Origin of the sequence: Aquibacillus kalidii (assembly GCF_014280935.1) — a bacterium.
GTDB classification, from domain to species: domain Bacteria; phylum Bacillota; class Bacilli; order Bacillales; family Amphibacillaceae; genus Aquibacillus_D; species Aquibacillus_D kalidii.
The window spans coordinates 119,423-135,745 of sequence record NZ_JACLZI010000035.1; the positions used below are offsets into that span (position 1 = coordinate 119,423).

Below are 16,323 nucleotides of genomic sequence, written 5' to 3' on the forward strand. Positions count from 1 at the left end.
GTGACTGAAATTTGACATTTTTTTTATGAAATCTAAAAAGTCGGAAGGTGGATTTTCATTGAAGGGGAAATTTAAAGTACTAAAACGTAAGGTAGTGAATAGTGCGATTGCCACTACAGTGTTAGCAGGTACATTCTTTGCTCCAATACTACCAACTGCTGTACACGCAACTGGTGAAACAAATGTAGAAGAAACTACTCCTGTAGTAGATTTACGCATTTTGGAAACATCGGATATTCACACAAATATCTTAAACTATGATTATTTCCAAGATAAATCAACTGAATCTTTTGGTCTTTCAAAAGCAGCTACTAAGATTAAGGAGCTTAAAAAAGGAGCTACTAACTCTTTACTTTTCGACAACGGTGATTTAATTCAAGGTAACCCATTAGGAGACTATATAGCTAGAGAGACTGATCTTTCAGAAGGTGATGTCCATCCAGCAATTAAAGCTCTTAACGTATTAGGCTATGATGGCGGTACTGTTGGAAACCATGAATTTAACTTTGGACTAGATTTCTTAAATGAAGCGTTAGATGATGCAGATTATCCTGTTGTAAATGCTAACGTGTATAAGCCTGATGGAGTAACTCCATATTTCGACCAATATGAAATTATTAAAAAACAAGTAACCGATTCTAACGGCGATACACACACCATTAATGTTGGTGTTACAGGGTTCGTACCTCCTCAAATCCTCAATTGGGACTACGGACATTTAAATGGCAAAGTAGTAGTTAAGGACATTGTTGAATCAGCTAAGGCAGTTGTGCCACAAATGAAAGCAGAAGGCGCAGATGTAGTCGTATTGCTTTCACATGCCGGTATTGATGATAGTGGCTATGTAAAAGGTATGGAAGATGCTTCTTATTATCTAACTGAAGTTCCGGATGTTGATGCAGTATTAACTGGACATGCACATGCCTACTTCCCTGCAGCTGCTGGTGAAGATCAAGACTTCCCTGATGGAAATGGCTTTGATAATGCTAAAGGTACAATTAATGGTGTACCCGTAACAATGCCAGGATCATGGGCTGATAGTGTAGGCCAAATTGACTTAAAAATGGAAGAAGTAACTGATGGCGAATGGGATGTTGTCGATTCACAAGCAAAACTAGTAGATGCTACTGGAGACGATGTAGCTAGTGATTCTGAATTAGAAGCTGCTATTGATGCAGAACATAAGGCAACAGTTGACTATGTAAATAAGGCGGTTGGAAACACTACTGCGCCAATCAATAGTTATTTTGCTTTAGTGCAAGATGATCCATCTGTACAAATCGTAAACGACGCTCAAAAAGCCTACGTTGAAAAATGGATTACAGGATTTGGATCAGAATATGCAGATCTTCCGGTATTATCATCTGCTGCCCCGTTTAAAGCAGGTGGTCGTGATGGTTCAGATGCAAGTTATTTCACTGATATCCCTGCTGGTGGTATAGCCATCAAAAACGTAGCGGATTTGTACTTATATCCAAATACAGTTTATGCGTTAAAAATCAATGGATCTGAACTAAAAGAATGGATCGAATGGTCTGCAGGCCAATTTAATCAAATTGATCCAAATACAAATAAAGAGCAACCATTAATTAACTATAATTTTAGATCATACAACTTTGATGTTATTGACGGTGTAACATATGAGATTGATGTAACACAACCGGCGAAGTATGATGGTGGTCAAAATCTAATTAACCCTGATGCTAGCCGAGTTAAAAATTTACAATACGAAGGACAACCTGTAACAGAAGACATGGAGTTTATCGTTGCTACGAACAATTACCGTGCTGGAACGAACAAAATTGTTAACCCAGATGGTAAAAATACGGTACTAGTTGCTCCAGATGAAAACCGTCAAGCAATCATTAACTATATTACAGATAGTGGAGGAACACTTGACCCTAGCGCGGATGGAAACTGGAAACTTGCTGATTTCCAATCTCCTGTTAATGTAACATTTAATTCTGCAGTAAAAGCAACAACATATTTAGATGCCCAATCAAATATTAAGCTTGTAGAATCAAATGGAGACCTTGCCAAATACGCTATACTACCTGAAGATTATTGGCAGCTTCGTGTTTTACACACGAACGATACACATGCACACCTAGATGATGTAGCACGTCGTGTAACGCTAACAGAACAAAAACGTTCAGAAGTAACAAATAGTCTACTACTTGATGCTGGGGATGTATTCTCAGGTGATCTTTATTTCACAAAATGGGCTGGTCAAGAAGATTTAGGCTTCATGAATAGAATGGGCTATGATGCAATGGTTCCAGGTAATCATGAATTTGATAAGGGCCCTACAGTACTAGCAAACTTTATTAAAAACGCAACATTCCCAATTGTAAGTTCAAACATTGACTACACAAATGAAAATGAGCTAAGTGGTTTATTAGAAGCTCCAGGAACATTTGAAGGTGCAGGTATTTACCCTTACGTTGTAATAGATGTAAATGGTGAAAAGGTTGGCTTGTTTGGTCTAACAACAGAAGATACTCCTGAAGCTTCTAGTCCTGGTGAGGATATTGTATTCAATAGTGCAACTGCTTCAGCTAAAGAAACAGTTGAAGCATTAACAACTAAGGAAGGTGTTAACAAAATTATTACACTTTCCCACTTAGGTTATAACAAAGATTTAGCACTTGCTGAAGCTGTAGAAGGTATTGATATTATTATTGGTGGACACACTCATACTCAATTGGAAGATGAGACTCTAGTGAATAATGATGATACACCAACAGTTGTTACAACTGCATATCAGTATGGCGAATTACTTGGTTCCCTAGATGTAGTATTCGATGCAGAAGGTATTGTACTTCCTGAATATACTGACGGTGAATTTTTATCAGTAGAAAACGTTGAAGAAGATCCGGAAGCAAAAGTAATCCTTGATGAGCTTAAAGCTGAACTTGATGCGTTAAAGACAGAAGTTGTTGGAAACTCTGATGTAGTATTAGATGGAGAACGTCAAAACGTTCGTACTAAAGAAACAAACCTTGGTAACTTAATTACAGATGGTATGCTTGCAAAAGCGAAACAAACAGAAAAAGGTGCAGACTTTGCTATCACTAATGGCGGTGGAATTCGTGCTTCTATTGACAAAGGTGAAATTACATTAGGTGAAGTTCTTACAACTATGCCTTTTGGTAATACCCTTGCAGTAGTTGATGTTACTGGTGCTCAAGTAATTGAAGCTCTTGAAAATGGAGTATCTGGTGCACACCTTGAAGATTTACCAGGTAAGTTCCCTCAAGTATCAGGCTTGAAATTTACTTTTGACAAAACTCAACCCGTTGGGGACAGAATTGTATCTGTTGAAGTGTTAGGTGAAAATGGTAAATATTCACCAATTGATTTAGATAAAAAATATCGTGTAGCTACTAATGCTTTCATGGCAGCTGGTGGAGATGGATATGACGTATTTAAGGATACAGATTACATGGAGGATCTTGGAATTGTAGACTATGAAGTATTTGTTGAATACCTAAATAGCCTAGAAGGAAATGCTAATCCGACTGTAGAAGGCAGAATCCTAGAAGTTAGTGCTGAAGATCCAGTTGTTACACCAGATCCTGATCCTATTGATGAGGACAAAGACGACGAAGATGGTAAAGAAGACGGTAAAGACAATGTTAAAGATCAACCATCTAATGACCAAAAAACAGTTATTTTAAAGCCAACCGTTAAAAATGGTAAGGCAACAATAGATAACAAGTCAATTGAAAAAGTAAAAGATAATACGGAAACAATTGTTGTGGAATTAGATGATAAAAAAGCAACAAAAGCAAACTTTACGTTAACAAAAGAAAACATCAGCTTGTTAAAAGAAAAAGGAATTGAGAAAGTTGTTCTATCTCCAAAAGGATTAGACGTAAGTATCTCTATTCCGGTTTCTCAACTTCCAGACGGTGCTGATGTAGAAGTGAAACGTCTTAAAGATTCATCAGACAAAAAGTTTGTAAGTGGAATCTATGACTTTACAGTTAAATCTGGAAATGACACGCTTCATCAATTTGATGAACCACTTGAACTAGTTTTTGAGATTGATGAAAAGTTGGTTAAAAATACAGACAACCTTGAGGTAGTTTACTTCAACGAAAATACAAAAGAGTGGGAAATTGTACCAGGTGCAACTTATGCAAATGGTAAAGTTACCGTTACCACTACTCATTTAAGTATATTCGCTGTAGTGGAAGTAGAAAATCAAGACGAGGTAGCTGCTATAGCGGCTCCATCCGATGAAGAATATAAGTTACCGAATACGGCAACTTCGACTTTTAATTGGATCACAATTGGAATGATGATGCTTCTTCTAGGCGGTTTGTTCTTACTTAAACAAAACAGAAGAAAAGCATAAGTATTAACAGAAATGGAGAACCCCTTTTAACAAGGTGTTCTCCATTTTTTCACTTTTCCACAGACCAAAATAACTCATCATCTTGTTTCCCTATTTGCTTCAATCCTGCTTTAGTTAACACTTTAATAGATGCAGTATTATGATCAGAACAACTAGCAGTTATTTTCTTCACATCAGGTTGGCGTAGTCCCCATTCAACCATAGCAATTGCCATTTCCGTTGCATACCCTTTTCCTTGGTAACTAGGAACAATACTATACCCGATATCCATTTCTCCTTTCTCATCAGGCCCACCTTTAAAACCCATATCCCCAATAATACAATTATCCTCATTATGAATGATGATGCCCTCCCATTCATTTTCTTCTGGAAAATTAGAAAAACGATCAATTTTATAAGGAAAAAATTGTTTATAAACATCGAGTGGATATTCATCTGCAACATTGTAATCTACTATTTTCTCCAGTTCTTCTCTTCCATTTAAGGCTGCTTCGATCATTTGAACAGTAAAAGTAATGATGGTTAATCTATTTGTTTTAATATACGGCATTATATCTCTCCTTTTGGAAATTATTTATTAACAAGTAGTCCATATTTACTCCAATTCATACATTTCATTAATTAATCCTTTAAATAACCTACTACCTCTTTCTTATAAAGGGCACTCTTTTACGTCCCGGATTTATTCTGACTCTCCTCTTTCACATGGCTCTTACGTTGCGAGATTATCCTGTCCTCCCTTTTTGCTTCGTTAGACTCCCTCTTACGTCGTGAATTTTCCCTGTCCTCCCTTGTTCGCTTTGTTAGATATTCTCCTATGTGAAATAGGAATGCGAAAAAAATCATAAAAAGACCCGCCTCAACTAAGAGACGAGTCTTTACCCGCGGTACCACTCTACTAGGCTGAAAAGCCCACTTAAATTTGATAACGGGGCTCACCCCCGACATTCTCTACTACTAATTCAAGAATGTATCTCAAAGGTGCGTTTCATTATATAAGTCACATCAGGCTCCCACCATCCCCGATTCGCTTACGTTCTTATATAATTACTCTCCTTATCATCGATTAAAAGTTTTTCTTATTATATACACCTTGCTAGTTTAAGTAAATTATTTTTATGAATTTTCTTTAAAAGTTATAAATTCAGACTACATTGTAGCCTAATCATTCTATTACACAAATATAGGGTGTACATTATTCAAAATTAATAGCTTTACCTGTTGCTGCTGATTGATAAAGTGCATCAATTATTTTCTGTATAACCGTACCTTGTTCTGGGGTACTGATCGGTTGTATCCCGTTAATGCAACAATTAACAAAATGCTTTATCTCTTCCGAATGGCCATTAAATTCCGGTAAATATACTGGTGTAACATCTATTAACGTATCATGTTTTTCCTGATAGATTTTTAGCGGAAAAATATCAGCACCACCTTGGTTGCCCATAAGTGAAACCTGCATTTTGTCATTTTCCTCCACGTTGGCAGCAAAGGCCGCTTCTAATGTTAACGATGCCCCATTTTTAAATGTAATCATACCGATAGCCATGTCCTCTACTGTGAAATTCTCCCAATCCCATTCACCGAGTAGACCTACACCCTTTTTGGTCCCTAATTGTTGATGCGTTTTCCCTAAAACAACTTCAGGCTCAGGATAGCCCATCAAATATAAAGCGGAATCTAGCATATGGACACCTATATCAATAAGTGGGCCGCCTCCTTGTAATTCTTTATTTGTAAACACACCCCAACCAGGAATACCACGGCGGCGGATGGCCTGCACCCTTGCATTATAAATATCACCTAGCTCTCCATTAGCAATAAATATCTTAGCCGTTTGTACTTCTGGTTGATGGCGATAATGGAATCCGTAGGTTAAAAATTTGCCAGACTCTTCTGCCGCGTGTTGCATCCTTTCCGCTTCTTCTGCATTCATCGCTGGTGGTTTTTCACATAAAACATGACACCCTGCTTCTAAGGCTGCAATTGTAGCATCAACATGAAACTTGTTAGGGATACAAATACTAACTGCATCCAACTCTACATGCTCAAACATTTTCTGATACGATTCAAATGCGTGTGGAATAGCATGGTTAGCTGCTATTTCTTGTGCACGCTCATAAGCAACATCTGCAATCGCAACTATTTCCACCCTCTCATCTTGTTGCTTGTAATTTGGTATATGTACGCCTGATGCTATCCCACCTGCTCCAATAATTCCAACTCTTAATTTACTCATACACTTCATCCTTTCTGGTGCTGGTGATTTTTCACGCATATTTTGATAATATGACGCATTTTTCTTATAAATTGACTGATTTGTTAAGTAAAAAGATCGATATTTTTTAGAAAAAGACGCATTTGTACCAGAGAATGACGCATAGCTTTTTGAAAACGCATTCTATATAAAATTATACAATCAATTGCCACCCTATAAAACTAAGTTTCTTATTTCGCCTATTATTTTGGTGAAATAGTATATCAAATAGCCAAATCGTACATATGTATTGTTTAGTAGAATAAAAGAGGCAAGCTCTGGTTTTCCAAAAGAAGTGCCTCTTTTTAAAAAATACTTTTCTATCTAATAACATTTAACTCTCATCTGCTTCCCTGCAATATTATCTATATTATTCTTTCACCTTTCCAGACGTTAATCCCGATACAATTCTTCGTTGGAACAAAAGTACAATAATAACAATCGGTATCGTCACTAGTACGGTAGCTGCAGATATATCCCCCCAAGGAATCGTGAATTGACTGGAGTACATCGATATCCCCACTGGGACTGTTCGCCAGGAATCACTACTGTTTATCGTCAAGGCGAATAAATACTCGTTCCACGCTGCAATAAACACGAGAATCCCTGTCGTAAATACACCTGGTGCCGCAAGCGGAAAAATAATTTTCCGGAATGTTTGGAACGGGCTTGCTCCATCAAGTTTTGCCGATTCCTCCAGTTCGAAAGGTTTTTTTTGAAAAAAAGTAGAAAGAATCCAGATTGAAAGTGGCAAACTAATCGTAATATATGGAATAACTAAACCAAGGTAGCTGTTGCGTAAGCCAAGACCTGTTATCAAATTAAACATTGGTGAAATAATTGCAATTTGTGGAAACATAGATGCTGCTAATACAATTCCTAAAATAAACCCTTTCCCCTTAATCGGTAAACGTGTCAAGGCATAGGAGGTAAAGGATGCGAAAGTTAGCGACAATATAGTTGACAAGGTAGCGACAACAAAGCTATTTATCATATATCTTATCAACGGACGGTTAGTTAAGGCCGCCTCATACGATTCAACAGTTGGTTTTGCAGTAAACCATTTAAAAGAGGAAAAAATTTCTCCAGATGGTTTAATTGAGGTCAGAAATACCCAAATGAATGGAAACATTACAAAAAATATGAATAGTGCAAAAAGATATATCACTCGGAGTTTTGTATCCTCCCATTCCTACCCCAAAACTAGTAAAGGTGACTGATCGAGATGTTTGGCTTAAATAATTTTGGTAGATTTCCTGCGCTTTTGCATAGAGAGCGGTTTCGTCATGTTCTATTCGAGATTTTGTTACCGTTACGATATAGTTCGCATTCGCTAGCTTTCGTTCATACTCACGCATTTCATCGATAAGTTGTTGATGAAGTCGTTGAATTGTTGAGCTCGTTGCTCCTGGTTCATCGAACACTCACGCGTTAATACTTGCATTCACTTGCCGAATCGTATCACTAGTTAAGTCCTCCGCACTTTGGATTGATTCTTTTAAGGCACTCATATCACTTGAAACGAATTGAATTTGGCTCATGAGTAATAGGCCACCTTCTCTTGAAGACGCGAGATTTCTGCGTAAACTTCCGCAACTAATTGCCCCTTCTTCGTAATCACACTCGATTTGGCAGCTTTAATCTCAGAATCTATGAGAGTATACCCATCATTTGAACGGCCCTTCCATTTCTTCGTATAACTTCGTTCTCCCCCCTCATATTCATTCACTGCCCGTTGAAATGTAGTCATCGAATCACCTAGTTGTAAGGCATAACGCTTTAGTGCACGAATTTCACGCTGATATTTATCCCTTTGCCTTTGTTTGAAGATTTCCTCATCCTGCAATAGAGATCACTCCGTTCTATATGTAATAGTATAAATATGGTGATATACTATTATCCAAAACGAAATACACCTTTACTACTAAAGATTCGACACTTCACTGCCCTTTAGGTCTTTTGACTTGTTAATATTTCACTAGTTTTTTAATAAAATTCTCTATCACAATTCTTAGTTTTTCTCTTCACTATATTCTTGATTTTCCCCCATGTGATAACACTCATTTTGTCAATTTAGGCAGGCACCCCTTTTTCCGTCTTTTAACACTTAAGACTCTATGTGTTCAAATTTTCAAAGATATGAATTCAAAAAACACCACAGCCAAACCTGACCGTGGTGTTTTTCCATCTATATTTATTGCGCGCATACCCCAATGTTAAAACCCAAATCGAGCCAACTATGATAACAGCTGCAGTAAATACAGCATAAACGATATTAATAATTTGTGTCTTATTATCTTTTCCTTCATTCATGTGCATGAACATGAACAACTGAAGCCCTGCTTGAATCATGGCTACAGAACAAATGATCCACATGATCACTGTAAAAGAAAGCTCTGTCTTAAGAGCGACCCATGCCGCAAAGAATGTAAGAACAAGTGATGATATAAAGCCGATGACATGACCTGTCGGAACAACTTGATCTTTATGTTTCGCCATGTTACATCACCATCCCTTTCAAGTAAACGAATGTAAATATGAAAATCCAAATGACGTCAAGGAAGTGCCAGTAAAGACCGATGATAAAAATCTTATGAATTAGTGGGGGTCAGGCACCCGTTTATATTCTCATTCACTATTTACAACACCAATTTTTATAAAACTATATGGTAGAGACTCATCCCCTGAAAGGATATGAAATATAGGTGTCACCTGGTACAATTTGTTTTGTTCCATATAATGAAACAATGAGGCATACGCTTCTTCGGTAACTTTCTCAACATCGTTATAAACAATTGTAGATATCATGTGATCAATAGAGTAATAACTATGAAAATACATTTGTTCGTTGACTTGTACATTCTCATTTATTACAGGCATGAAAAATTCAGCATGCATTACTTCATCCCTTGGCACATTGTTTAGCGAATAAAAAAGTGGCCCCTTCACCTTTAATTGTAATTGGTCAATCTCATTTATAAATTCTTTCAACTTTTGCTCCATGTCTTTGAAATGAAATGTATATTTTTTTGATATGACATTTTTGTATTTTATTGAATCTGATGAATTAATCATTGTTCTCCTCCACGATAATTGGAGCAAACACATCAATGATCCCATCACCATAAACATCCAAATAAATATTATAAAAAGGTTCCTTTAATTCTAACTCATGTTCCTTTGCACATAGCCTTAGTAATTCATAAGTTTTCTCTATGTCATCATCTAAATCTGCATGTCTGAGCATAAGGCCATCTTCATACCGCATAAATTCAGAGTATCGATAAGTAGAATTATCAACTATATCAACTGAAGTGTTAATCGGGACATGAAACGTATACTCAGCCTCAAAATCCCAATCATTCCGTCTTGATACTTGATAAATAATTGGACCAGTCCCATATAGCCCATTATGTATGATTGAATTCCGTAGCTCTTGTGCACCAAAATGCCATTCATCTAGTTTACATATTGTTGTGGCACTAATGACATGATGGAAATTTATCGGACAACGCTTAATTTTCACTTAGGAACACCATCCTTTTTTCGACGACGTCGTTTCTTCGGTAAAGCAACGTGGAAAGAATCATATCTAATTTTACAAAAGGCTAGAAGTAAAAACTCAGTAAGTGCTATCGCTAATGAATATTGTATGACAATCGCCAAAAATAAAGCTAAATAAATACCTATCATTATTGACGTGTCACCATCAAATTTGTTCAGTGTTTTTGATATGACAGCGCCAAGTAAAGTCGCAATAAATATGATGGGAATACTAACTGATCCTTTTGAGTCCTTAAAGTTATAAAGTCCTGTACCCCCTTTTGCTAGTTCACCAGAATTCACACGCTTTATTCCTCTAATAAAAAAAATCATCATTAATATGAAGCCACTAACTAACGCATATATACCTACAGTAAACAAGTATTCAGGAGCATCTTTATCATCCCAAGCGGAAAAGTAGAAAAAATACATTTCTATCGACGTGATTATTAAAATGAGACAACAAAATAACATTTGAAATTTTTGGTGTTTATATGCCACCTTTTCATTCAAGAAAGCCAACGTGATTATTCCCTGGAATAATAATAAAACGAAAAATGTTTTCATAACATATGGCCACATTGAATGATTAATATAAACACTATATCCTGTTGCAAACTTCAATATAGAAAAAATAAAAACACTTACACCAAAACATCCTAATAAACCGATGGAAATTCCAGTTGGTTTCAACCGATCCTCTGCAACTTCTCTTAACAAGTGTAATTGTTCTTCCTTCCATCTATTCTTCTTCAAACTTAGATTCCTCCTACCAAAATACTTTGTCTAACTTTTTGCCAACGCCTCCAATAAAATCAGAAACTTCATCAATACCCTTATTGACTATATCCTTCGTGTGGTCAGTCACACTTTTCGGTGGAGTACCAAACTTGTAGTTCGAGGCAAAACTTAATCCTGCTCCTATTCCAGCCCCCACAACAGTTCCAATAGGAGGAACAATAAATGAACCTGCTGTTGCACCAACCGCTATTGCTCCAGCTCCCATTCCAACATCAACCGCCACGTTCACACCAAACTTTCTCCATTCCTTTGGCTTCCTATAATTCCATTGTCCTGTTTGGGCATCATAAAATGATTCAACATAATTATCAAAGACGGTAAAACCTGTTCCAACTGCACCTAATGATTTACCGAACTTAGACAGTTTTGTTGTGTTACGCCAATCAAAGTCCTCCCACACTTTTAGATTTTTAGTAAAGTCATGGGAGGTTCCTTTTATACTTTCTAATGGGTTTTCAATATAACGTAAATGTTTCTGTACATTTTCCAATCCACTAAACCTCATTAAATTGTCTTCTATAATTCCACGTCCCCTTACATAAAGTGGAATACCACCACCGTTAATTAATCGGTTAACAAAGCGTTTTTTATAAGTTCCACTCTCTCCACCATACTCTCTTACCAATGCGTCACGATACCTTGTATAATCCCTAGGGTGTTCCCATGTTCCACCAACTAATTCAAGAAAACGTTTCCCATCTCTTTCTTTCATTCGGAATTTTAAATCCTTATTAATTCTCATTAAGACATCCGAATCGAGAGTTTTTGAAATAAAATCCAATGAAGAATTTTTTCCTGCTAAAAACTTTTTTGTATCCAATTTCAATAACGCATAATATTTTTCTATGAAATTATTACTATAAGTCAATGATAAATCCTTGATATAATCATCTGCACCTTGATATTTTTCTACTGCATGATTCATGAATTTATGTAACGATTGCAACTTATCTTCAAGTTCCTGTAGAGATTTTTTGGCAGTTGTGAGCTTAGAACCAATCCCATTTCTTTTTAAAATACTGTAATCAGTGCCATATTTCACCGAGACAACATTATTTGTAAGAGAATTAGTTTTTGTCACTTGCTGTTTTATACTTGATGAGCAATTTAGTACGTCAGATAATTCGATCTTCATATAAGCCATGTTATAATCCTCCTATTTCTCATAACGTTCCATTACCTTTACTCTTTCTGCCCGCTCAGCTTCTTCCCTTGCCCTAGCCTCTGCTTCAGCTCTTTCTCTTTCTTCCTCTTCTCTTTTAATATCATAAGCTGTATTTATTATGTCAGATTTTAATGACTGCAGGTCAGTTGACAAGCGTTTAATATCAGCTATATAACTTTCTATTACACTATTGACCCTCCAAACCTCCTGTGCTTTCCAAGCTATATTCACATCGGATTTTATAGTAATTAAACTATTTGCCACCTTCTGTAATCCATCGGCTGTATTTTCGAGTTTCTCAGCTTGGTTTATTGCTGCAGATATACTGATCCCCACTACAATCACCTCTCACATTCGAATAATCCAATTTTATTTACAGTCTCTTCTATTTTATACGAAAACTGTTTTGTAAAAAATGGTATTAAAGTAATAAAAAATAAATCAATAAGTATAAGTAACTAGATATCCACACCCAGTAAGTGTAAACGTATTGGATTGACAATTTAAAGCAAGAAATTACACGAAAAAGGCACCCATTGTTTTAACAACTAGGTGCCTTTTAGTACCGTAGAGGGAGCTACAAATTCAGCAGTACTTATAAAATGAAGTTATTATTCATTATTGTTTACTGAATTTATAGACATACCATCTTTAACATAATTGTAGTGTAAATCAAAATAATGGTATTGTACTTTGAACTTAATTTAACATCCATGAACTGCTTTATCAGCTGATCATCATATGAAAAATCCATTAGAAACTCTTTAATATCATCTTCAGCATCTGGAATCCAATTATTTACTAAAGTTCCCAATTAAGAATCAATTTGATAGAGGAGGCAAAATTGAAGGGAATGTTTGAATCCCTTAAGTCATCATGTGTTGCGACAGCTAAAAATACTCTAATACATAAATTCAAAACAGCTTCATCTTTTGTCTGATTCATTAATTGAATCAATAATGGCTTTTGAGTAAAATCCCCTATTTTATATAATTCTATTAAGTTAAATAAAACTTCCGTTTCTGTAACAGCTTTTAAAATATTTTCTTTGATTTCAGACTGGGATAACTTTTTTCGTTATCTCGTTGCCATTTCAAAACTTTATTTTGGAAAGTAGTAACTTCGGTATGTTGAGTGTTGTACGTACTAAAGGATTTATTAAAACATTATATAGGGCTTACATGTAATATCTCCTTTTCTCTAAATAAATCGGAATTGTTCAGCACTGGGTAACCCCACATAAAAAAGAAACCTTGAAGTAAATAGGCCTTCAAGGTTCTACTAAGAGTATTCTAAATACAATTATTTTTCTTCTTTATATGCTAATGCAACCTCCACTACTTCCTCTGGTGATAAAACCTCATCGTTCCAAAAAATTAAGTCACTGGAAGCAGGGTGAGGAACATTTTCTTCTAAGATTTCTATATATTCACTTACCTCTTCATCAGATAGCTTAGGATTACATATTTTATTTACTAGTTCAACTAGTTCTTTAAAGGTTAGTTTCTGATACATAATTGTGTACTTATCCTTGTTGAAATATTCGACACTAAATAAAATGCTATCTTTTCAGTCTCAAATTCCCTATTAATTCTTGGATATTCTCAGCAATATGCTCAAATGTCCCTCTTTCAAAATCTTCTAATTGTATTATTCCACTATTGTTCTCAATAACCACCAACAAACCATTCCCTTCAACCCCAATAGGTATCTTCTTTAAACTATCCCCATGATTTTCTTTATATCCTTTCAGTGACTCTCGGAATGAACTTTTCTCGCTCGCTATTCGGTAGCACAGGCTCTAATGCAATATTGTGTTCCTGATAAAATCCATCTAAATCTGCAAACCAATATGAGTTAAAATATTCATCTATTGATTTATGCAATTTTATATCAAATTCATCTTCTAAACTTGTAAAGTCCTGTGAAACAGTCTTTTCTACAGGTTTCCATGAGATATATTCTTCCTCATCAACTTCACCATCATAAATTATTAGGTTATCTTCACTACTAATTGGTGTTTTAAATAAAAAATCTAAACCTTCATTAGCTATCTCTTTTCTCATTTGAAAGTATATCTTCATTGCTTCTTTTATTGACAAAGTTATCACCCTTTACTTATTTTTAAAATTTTTCAAGTAATTCAGCATACTCACTGTCATTTCCAAAAACACCTGCAGCTTTTTCCGCATTATGTATACCACCTGTTCCTGGGTGTAGCTTGGAAGGCACTGCAACTGCTTGACCACCCCCACCTACATGATGATGGATTAATTTATCATTATATAATTCCTTTATATCATATTGAGGGTGGTGTTCTCTAAATGTTTTATCATTTATCGGAGAGAAACCCAATTGAATTTTTTGTTTATTTGTTTTACTTAAACTTTCTGGTGTTTATTCATTATTTCTTTCCAATAAAAGTCTTTATCACGTAACCAGCCTTCTGAATTGGTTCCTGCTTTACCCTTACCCACATAAGGCATTTCTACTGTATACTTGGGTCTGCAGTATATTTTTCTTCTAATTTGGACAGAAGAAAGGTGAGCCAACATCTCCTGTAAGCCCACCCTGTCTATATCAAATGCATCTTCATTCAATTTGGCACCACTAATTCCTTCGTCTCTGAAAATATGTATCAAGTTCCAACCTTGTGCTTCACAGTATGCTTCAATTTCATCTTCTTGATATTTCAAGTTGTATCCATCTCTTGCTTGCCCTTGCATTGAAACACGTATATACCCAACAACGTTCAACTTTCCACCCTCCCGTTACATAAATTGTAATTTTCGTAACGCTTTTTAACGAATAGCGAGTATTATACGACCGTCTCTAGGAAAAATACAACCCAAAATTCATAAGCCAATGCAGTATTAAGAAACACTCTTATACGTTACCCATTGTTATCGCCACGAGCTTTGTCATTCTCGTTAGTTTGTCAGCTATTCCATGTCATACTACCCCTGCCGTGTAAAATGTCATCTCGCCTGTTTATCGTTATTATTTTTACAAATCATGTATTAAAACAGAATGCCTTGATGGTACAACCATCATGAGTTATGAATTTCAAATAAACAATTGTTCTTTTTGTCCCACTCTAAAATTCCTTATTTCCCTTCTTTTTTCACCTGTCTTGTGTTGCCTGTATGTTACCACCTTTAGTATTACGAGCTTTGTCATTCTCGTGTGCAAATATAAATCGAATAGTAAGTGTGGTCGCTTTATGTGCTTTGTCACTGCAACCAATCTCGTACGTTTGCTTACTACCGTGAGCTTATAATAATCAGTTTATTTAACCATAAAACTATGACATCTAAAAAACCTTGAAAGGCTACAAAGCCAATCAAGGTCTTAAGTAAGTCTTTACGTGATATTCCTAAAAATCTTATTCTTTAATCTGATTATTAAATATATCGTGTAGATATTCATCTTGGTTATTGTTTAATAAATTTTTATTTTCATTTTTCTTATAGTATAGTTCTAATTTTCCTTTATTCGAGTCACTTTCAATTGCCCTAACACCATCAAGAACAGTAAAAAAACCAAAAACTGTAGTATCGACGGCCCTTCTAACAACTTTTGCTATTATCTCTTTATCCTTATCATTAAGTTGATTAAACCAATTAGAAAGTTCAATATCTTCACTAATTGGTCTCCTCCCAGGAGGGTCAACTAAATCTTCTATACTGTCTGAAATACTTTCTTCTCTAACGACTTCTATAATACTTTTAACAAACTCTTCACTGTTCATTGTTTTCATTCTCCCTTCCTTTTATTTTCTAAAAGAGTCTGGATACATTGATTTATTAAGATTAATTAGTTCTTTTAGAGCACTATTTGGCGCATTAGTATTACGCCTTAAATCCCATATATCCTTTGCTAATAAATCTCTTGCACTGCCAGTATAATCTCCTTTAATAGTAGGTATTCTTTTATGTTCTCTAAACGGTACTGCAATAGAAGGTGCGAATTGAGGGTCATAACCATTTATAACTTGACTAGCTGGATGCTTTTGACCTACATGATGTATATCGAGCTTATCTCCCACAGCAGACCTTTTTTGTAAATCATCAAATATTCCTACTTCATACTTTTGTACATTACCCGTACCCTATGTTGTAATCTTAAAAGCTAAAAATAAAAAAGTCAGCCATTTTACCACCCTATTAAACTACTTCTTTTTCTTGCACTATC

At 35.6% G+C, this 16,323-nt stretch carries 15 protein-coding genes, 5 pseudogenes and 1 other annotated feature; of the genes and pseudogenes, 1 reads left to right on the plus strand and 19 read right to left on the minus strand.

Translation table 11 applies throughout. The annotated features are described in order from the left end of the window. Positions 1-25: 25 nt before the first annotated feature. A complete protein-coding gene (locus tag H7K77_RS07545) occupies positions 26-4,363 on the plus strand; it encodes a bifunctional 2',3'-cyclic-nucleotide 2'-phosphodiesterase/3'-nucleotidase (RefSeq protein ID WP_186577120.1) in 4,338 nt (1,445 codons plus the stop codon). Between the two features lie 49 nt (positions 4,364-4,412). Here H7K77_RS07545 and H7K77_RS07550 read toward each other — a convergent pair whose 3' ends face one another. The 19 genes and pseudogenes from H7K77_RS07550 to H7K77_RS07630 all read right to left on the minus strand — a co-directional run bounded on the left by H7K77_RS07550 (position 4,413) and on the right by H7K77_RS07630 (position 16,177). Then, positions 4,413-4,913 carry a GNAT family N-acetyltransferase gene (locus tag H7K77_RS07550; protein ID WP_186577121.1) on the minus strand — a complete coding sequence of 167 codons (501 nt, stop codon included), beginning with the start codon at positions 4,911-4,913 and terminating at the stop codon, positions 4,413-4,415. Positions 4,914-5,226: 313 nt separating this feature from the next. After that, positions 5,227-5,435, minus strand: a binding site (T-box leader). A gap of 123 nt (positions 5,436-5,558) precedes the next feature. Continuing rightward, positions 5,559-6,602, minus strand: a complete 1,044-nt coding sequence (locus H7K77_RS07555; RefSeq protein ID WP_186577122.1) for a Gfo/Idh/MocA family protein — start codon at positions 6,600-6,602, stop codon at positions 5,559-5,561. Positions 6,603-6,990: 388 nt separating this feature from the next. Beyond that, positions 6,991-7,752: a carbohydrate ABC transporter permease gene (locus H7K77_RS07560; protein WP_186577143.1), complete on the minus strand. Its 762-nt coding sequence runs from the start codon at positions 7,750-7,752 to the stop codon at positions 6,991-6,993. Further along, on the minus strand, positions 7,715-8,044 hold the full coding sequence (locus H7K77_RS21005; protein ID WP_222599267.1) for a hypothetical protein: 330 nt from the start codon (positions 8,042-8,044) through the stop codon (positions 7,715-7,717). The genes H7K77_RS07560 and H7K77_RS21005 overlap by 38 nt, the downstream gene beginning before the upstream one ends. Positions 8,045-8,157: 113 nt before the next feature. Then, on the minus strand, positions 8,158-8,466 hold the full coding sequence (locus tag H7K77_RS07565) for a hypothetical protein (RefSeq protein ID WP_186577123.1): 309 nt from the start codon (positions 8,464-8,466) through the stop codon (positions 8,158-8,160). A 299-nt stretch (positions 8,467-8,765) separates the two neighbouring features. Next, positions 8,766-9,119 carry a cytochrome aa3 quinol oxidase subunit IV gene (qoxD, locus tag H7K77_RS07570; protein WP_186577124.1) on the minus strand — a complete coding sequence of 118 codons (354 nt, stop codon included), beginning with the start codon at positions 9,117-9,119 and terminating at the stop codon, positions 8,766-8,768. Between the two features lies 1 nt (position 9,120). Next, positions 9,121-9,213 (minus strand): annotated as a pseudogene (locus H7K77_RS21250) (cytochrome o ubiquinol oxidase subunit III); the annotation flags it as partial. Positions 9,214-9,248: 35 nt separating this feature from the next. After that, a complete protein-coding gene (locus tag H7K77_RS07575; protein ID WP_186577125.1) occupies positions 9,249-9,695 on the minus strand; it encodes a DUF5085 family protein in 447 nt (148 codons plus the stop codon). Then, positions 9,688-10,146 carry a DUF5085 domain-containing protein gene (locus tag H7K77_RS07580; protein ID WP_186577126.1) on the minus strand — a complete coding sequence of 153 codons (459 nt, stop codon included), beginning with the start codon at positions 10,144-10,146 and terminating at the stop codon, positions 9,688-9,690. Before H7K77_RS07580 ends, H7K77_RS07575 begins: the two co-directional genes overlap by 8 nt. Beyond that, positions 10,143-10,919 carry a hypothetical protein gene (locus H7K77_RS07585; RefSeq protein WP_186577127.1) on the minus strand — a complete coding sequence of 259 codons (777 nt, stop codon included), beginning with the start codon at positions 10,917-10,919 and terminating at the stop codon, positions 10,143-10,145. The genes H7K77_RS07580 and H7K77_RS07585 overlap by 4 nt, the downstream gene beginning before the upstream one ends. 13 nt (positions 10,920-10,932) lie before the next feature. Then, entirely contained in the window at positions 10,933-12,108 is a 1,176-nt protein-coding gene (locus H7K77_RS07590) for a hypothetical protein (RefSeq protein WP_186577128.1), read from the minus strand. Positions 12,109-12,120: 12 nt separating this feature from the next. Next, entirely contained in the window at positions 12,121-12,465 is a 345-nt protein-coding gene (locus H7K77_RS07595) for a hypothetical protein (RefSeq protein WP_186577129.1), read from the minus strand. Positions 12,466-12,984: 519 nt separating this feature from the next. Beyond that, positions 12,985-13,182 (minus strand): annotated as a pseudogene (gene imm47, locus H7K77_RS07600) (Imm47 family immunity protein); the annotation flags it as partial. A 249-nt stretch (positions 13,183-13,431) separates the two neighbouring features. Further along, positions 13,432-13,644 (minus strand): bacteriocin immunity protein, encoded by a 213-nt coding sequence (locus tag H7K77_RS07605; RefSeq protein ID WP_186577130.1) that lies wholly within the window; start codon positions 13,642-13,644, stop codon positions 13,432-13,434. A gap of 46 nt (positions 13,645-13,690) precedes the next feature. Next, a pseudogene (locus H7K77_RS07610) lies at positions 13,691-14,213 on the minus strand (SecY-interacting protein Syd). 40 nt (positions 14,214-14,253) lie between these two features. Beyond that, a pseudogene (locus tag H7K77_RS21825) lies at positions 14,254-14,615 on the minus strand (hypothetical protein). A 39-nt stretch (positions 14,616-14,654) separates the two neighbouring features. Then, positions 14,655-14,885, minus strand: a pseudogene (locus tag H7K77_RS21260) (recombinase family protein); the annotation flags it as partial. Between the two features lie 629 nt (positions 14,886-15,514). Then, complete coding sequence (locus H7K77_RS07625; protein ID WP_186577133.1) at positions 15,515-15,880, minus strand: hypothetical protein; 366 nt, start codon at positions 15,878-15,880, stop codon at positions 15,515-15,517. 21 nt (positions 15,881-15,901) lie between these two features. Beyond that, positions 15,902-16,177 (minus strand): hypothetical protein, encoded by a 276-nt coding sequence (locus H7K77_RS07630; protein ID WP_186577134.1) that lies wholly within the window; start codon positions 16,175-16,177, stop codon positions 15,902-15,904. Positions 16,178-16,323 lie beyond the last annotated feature (146 nt).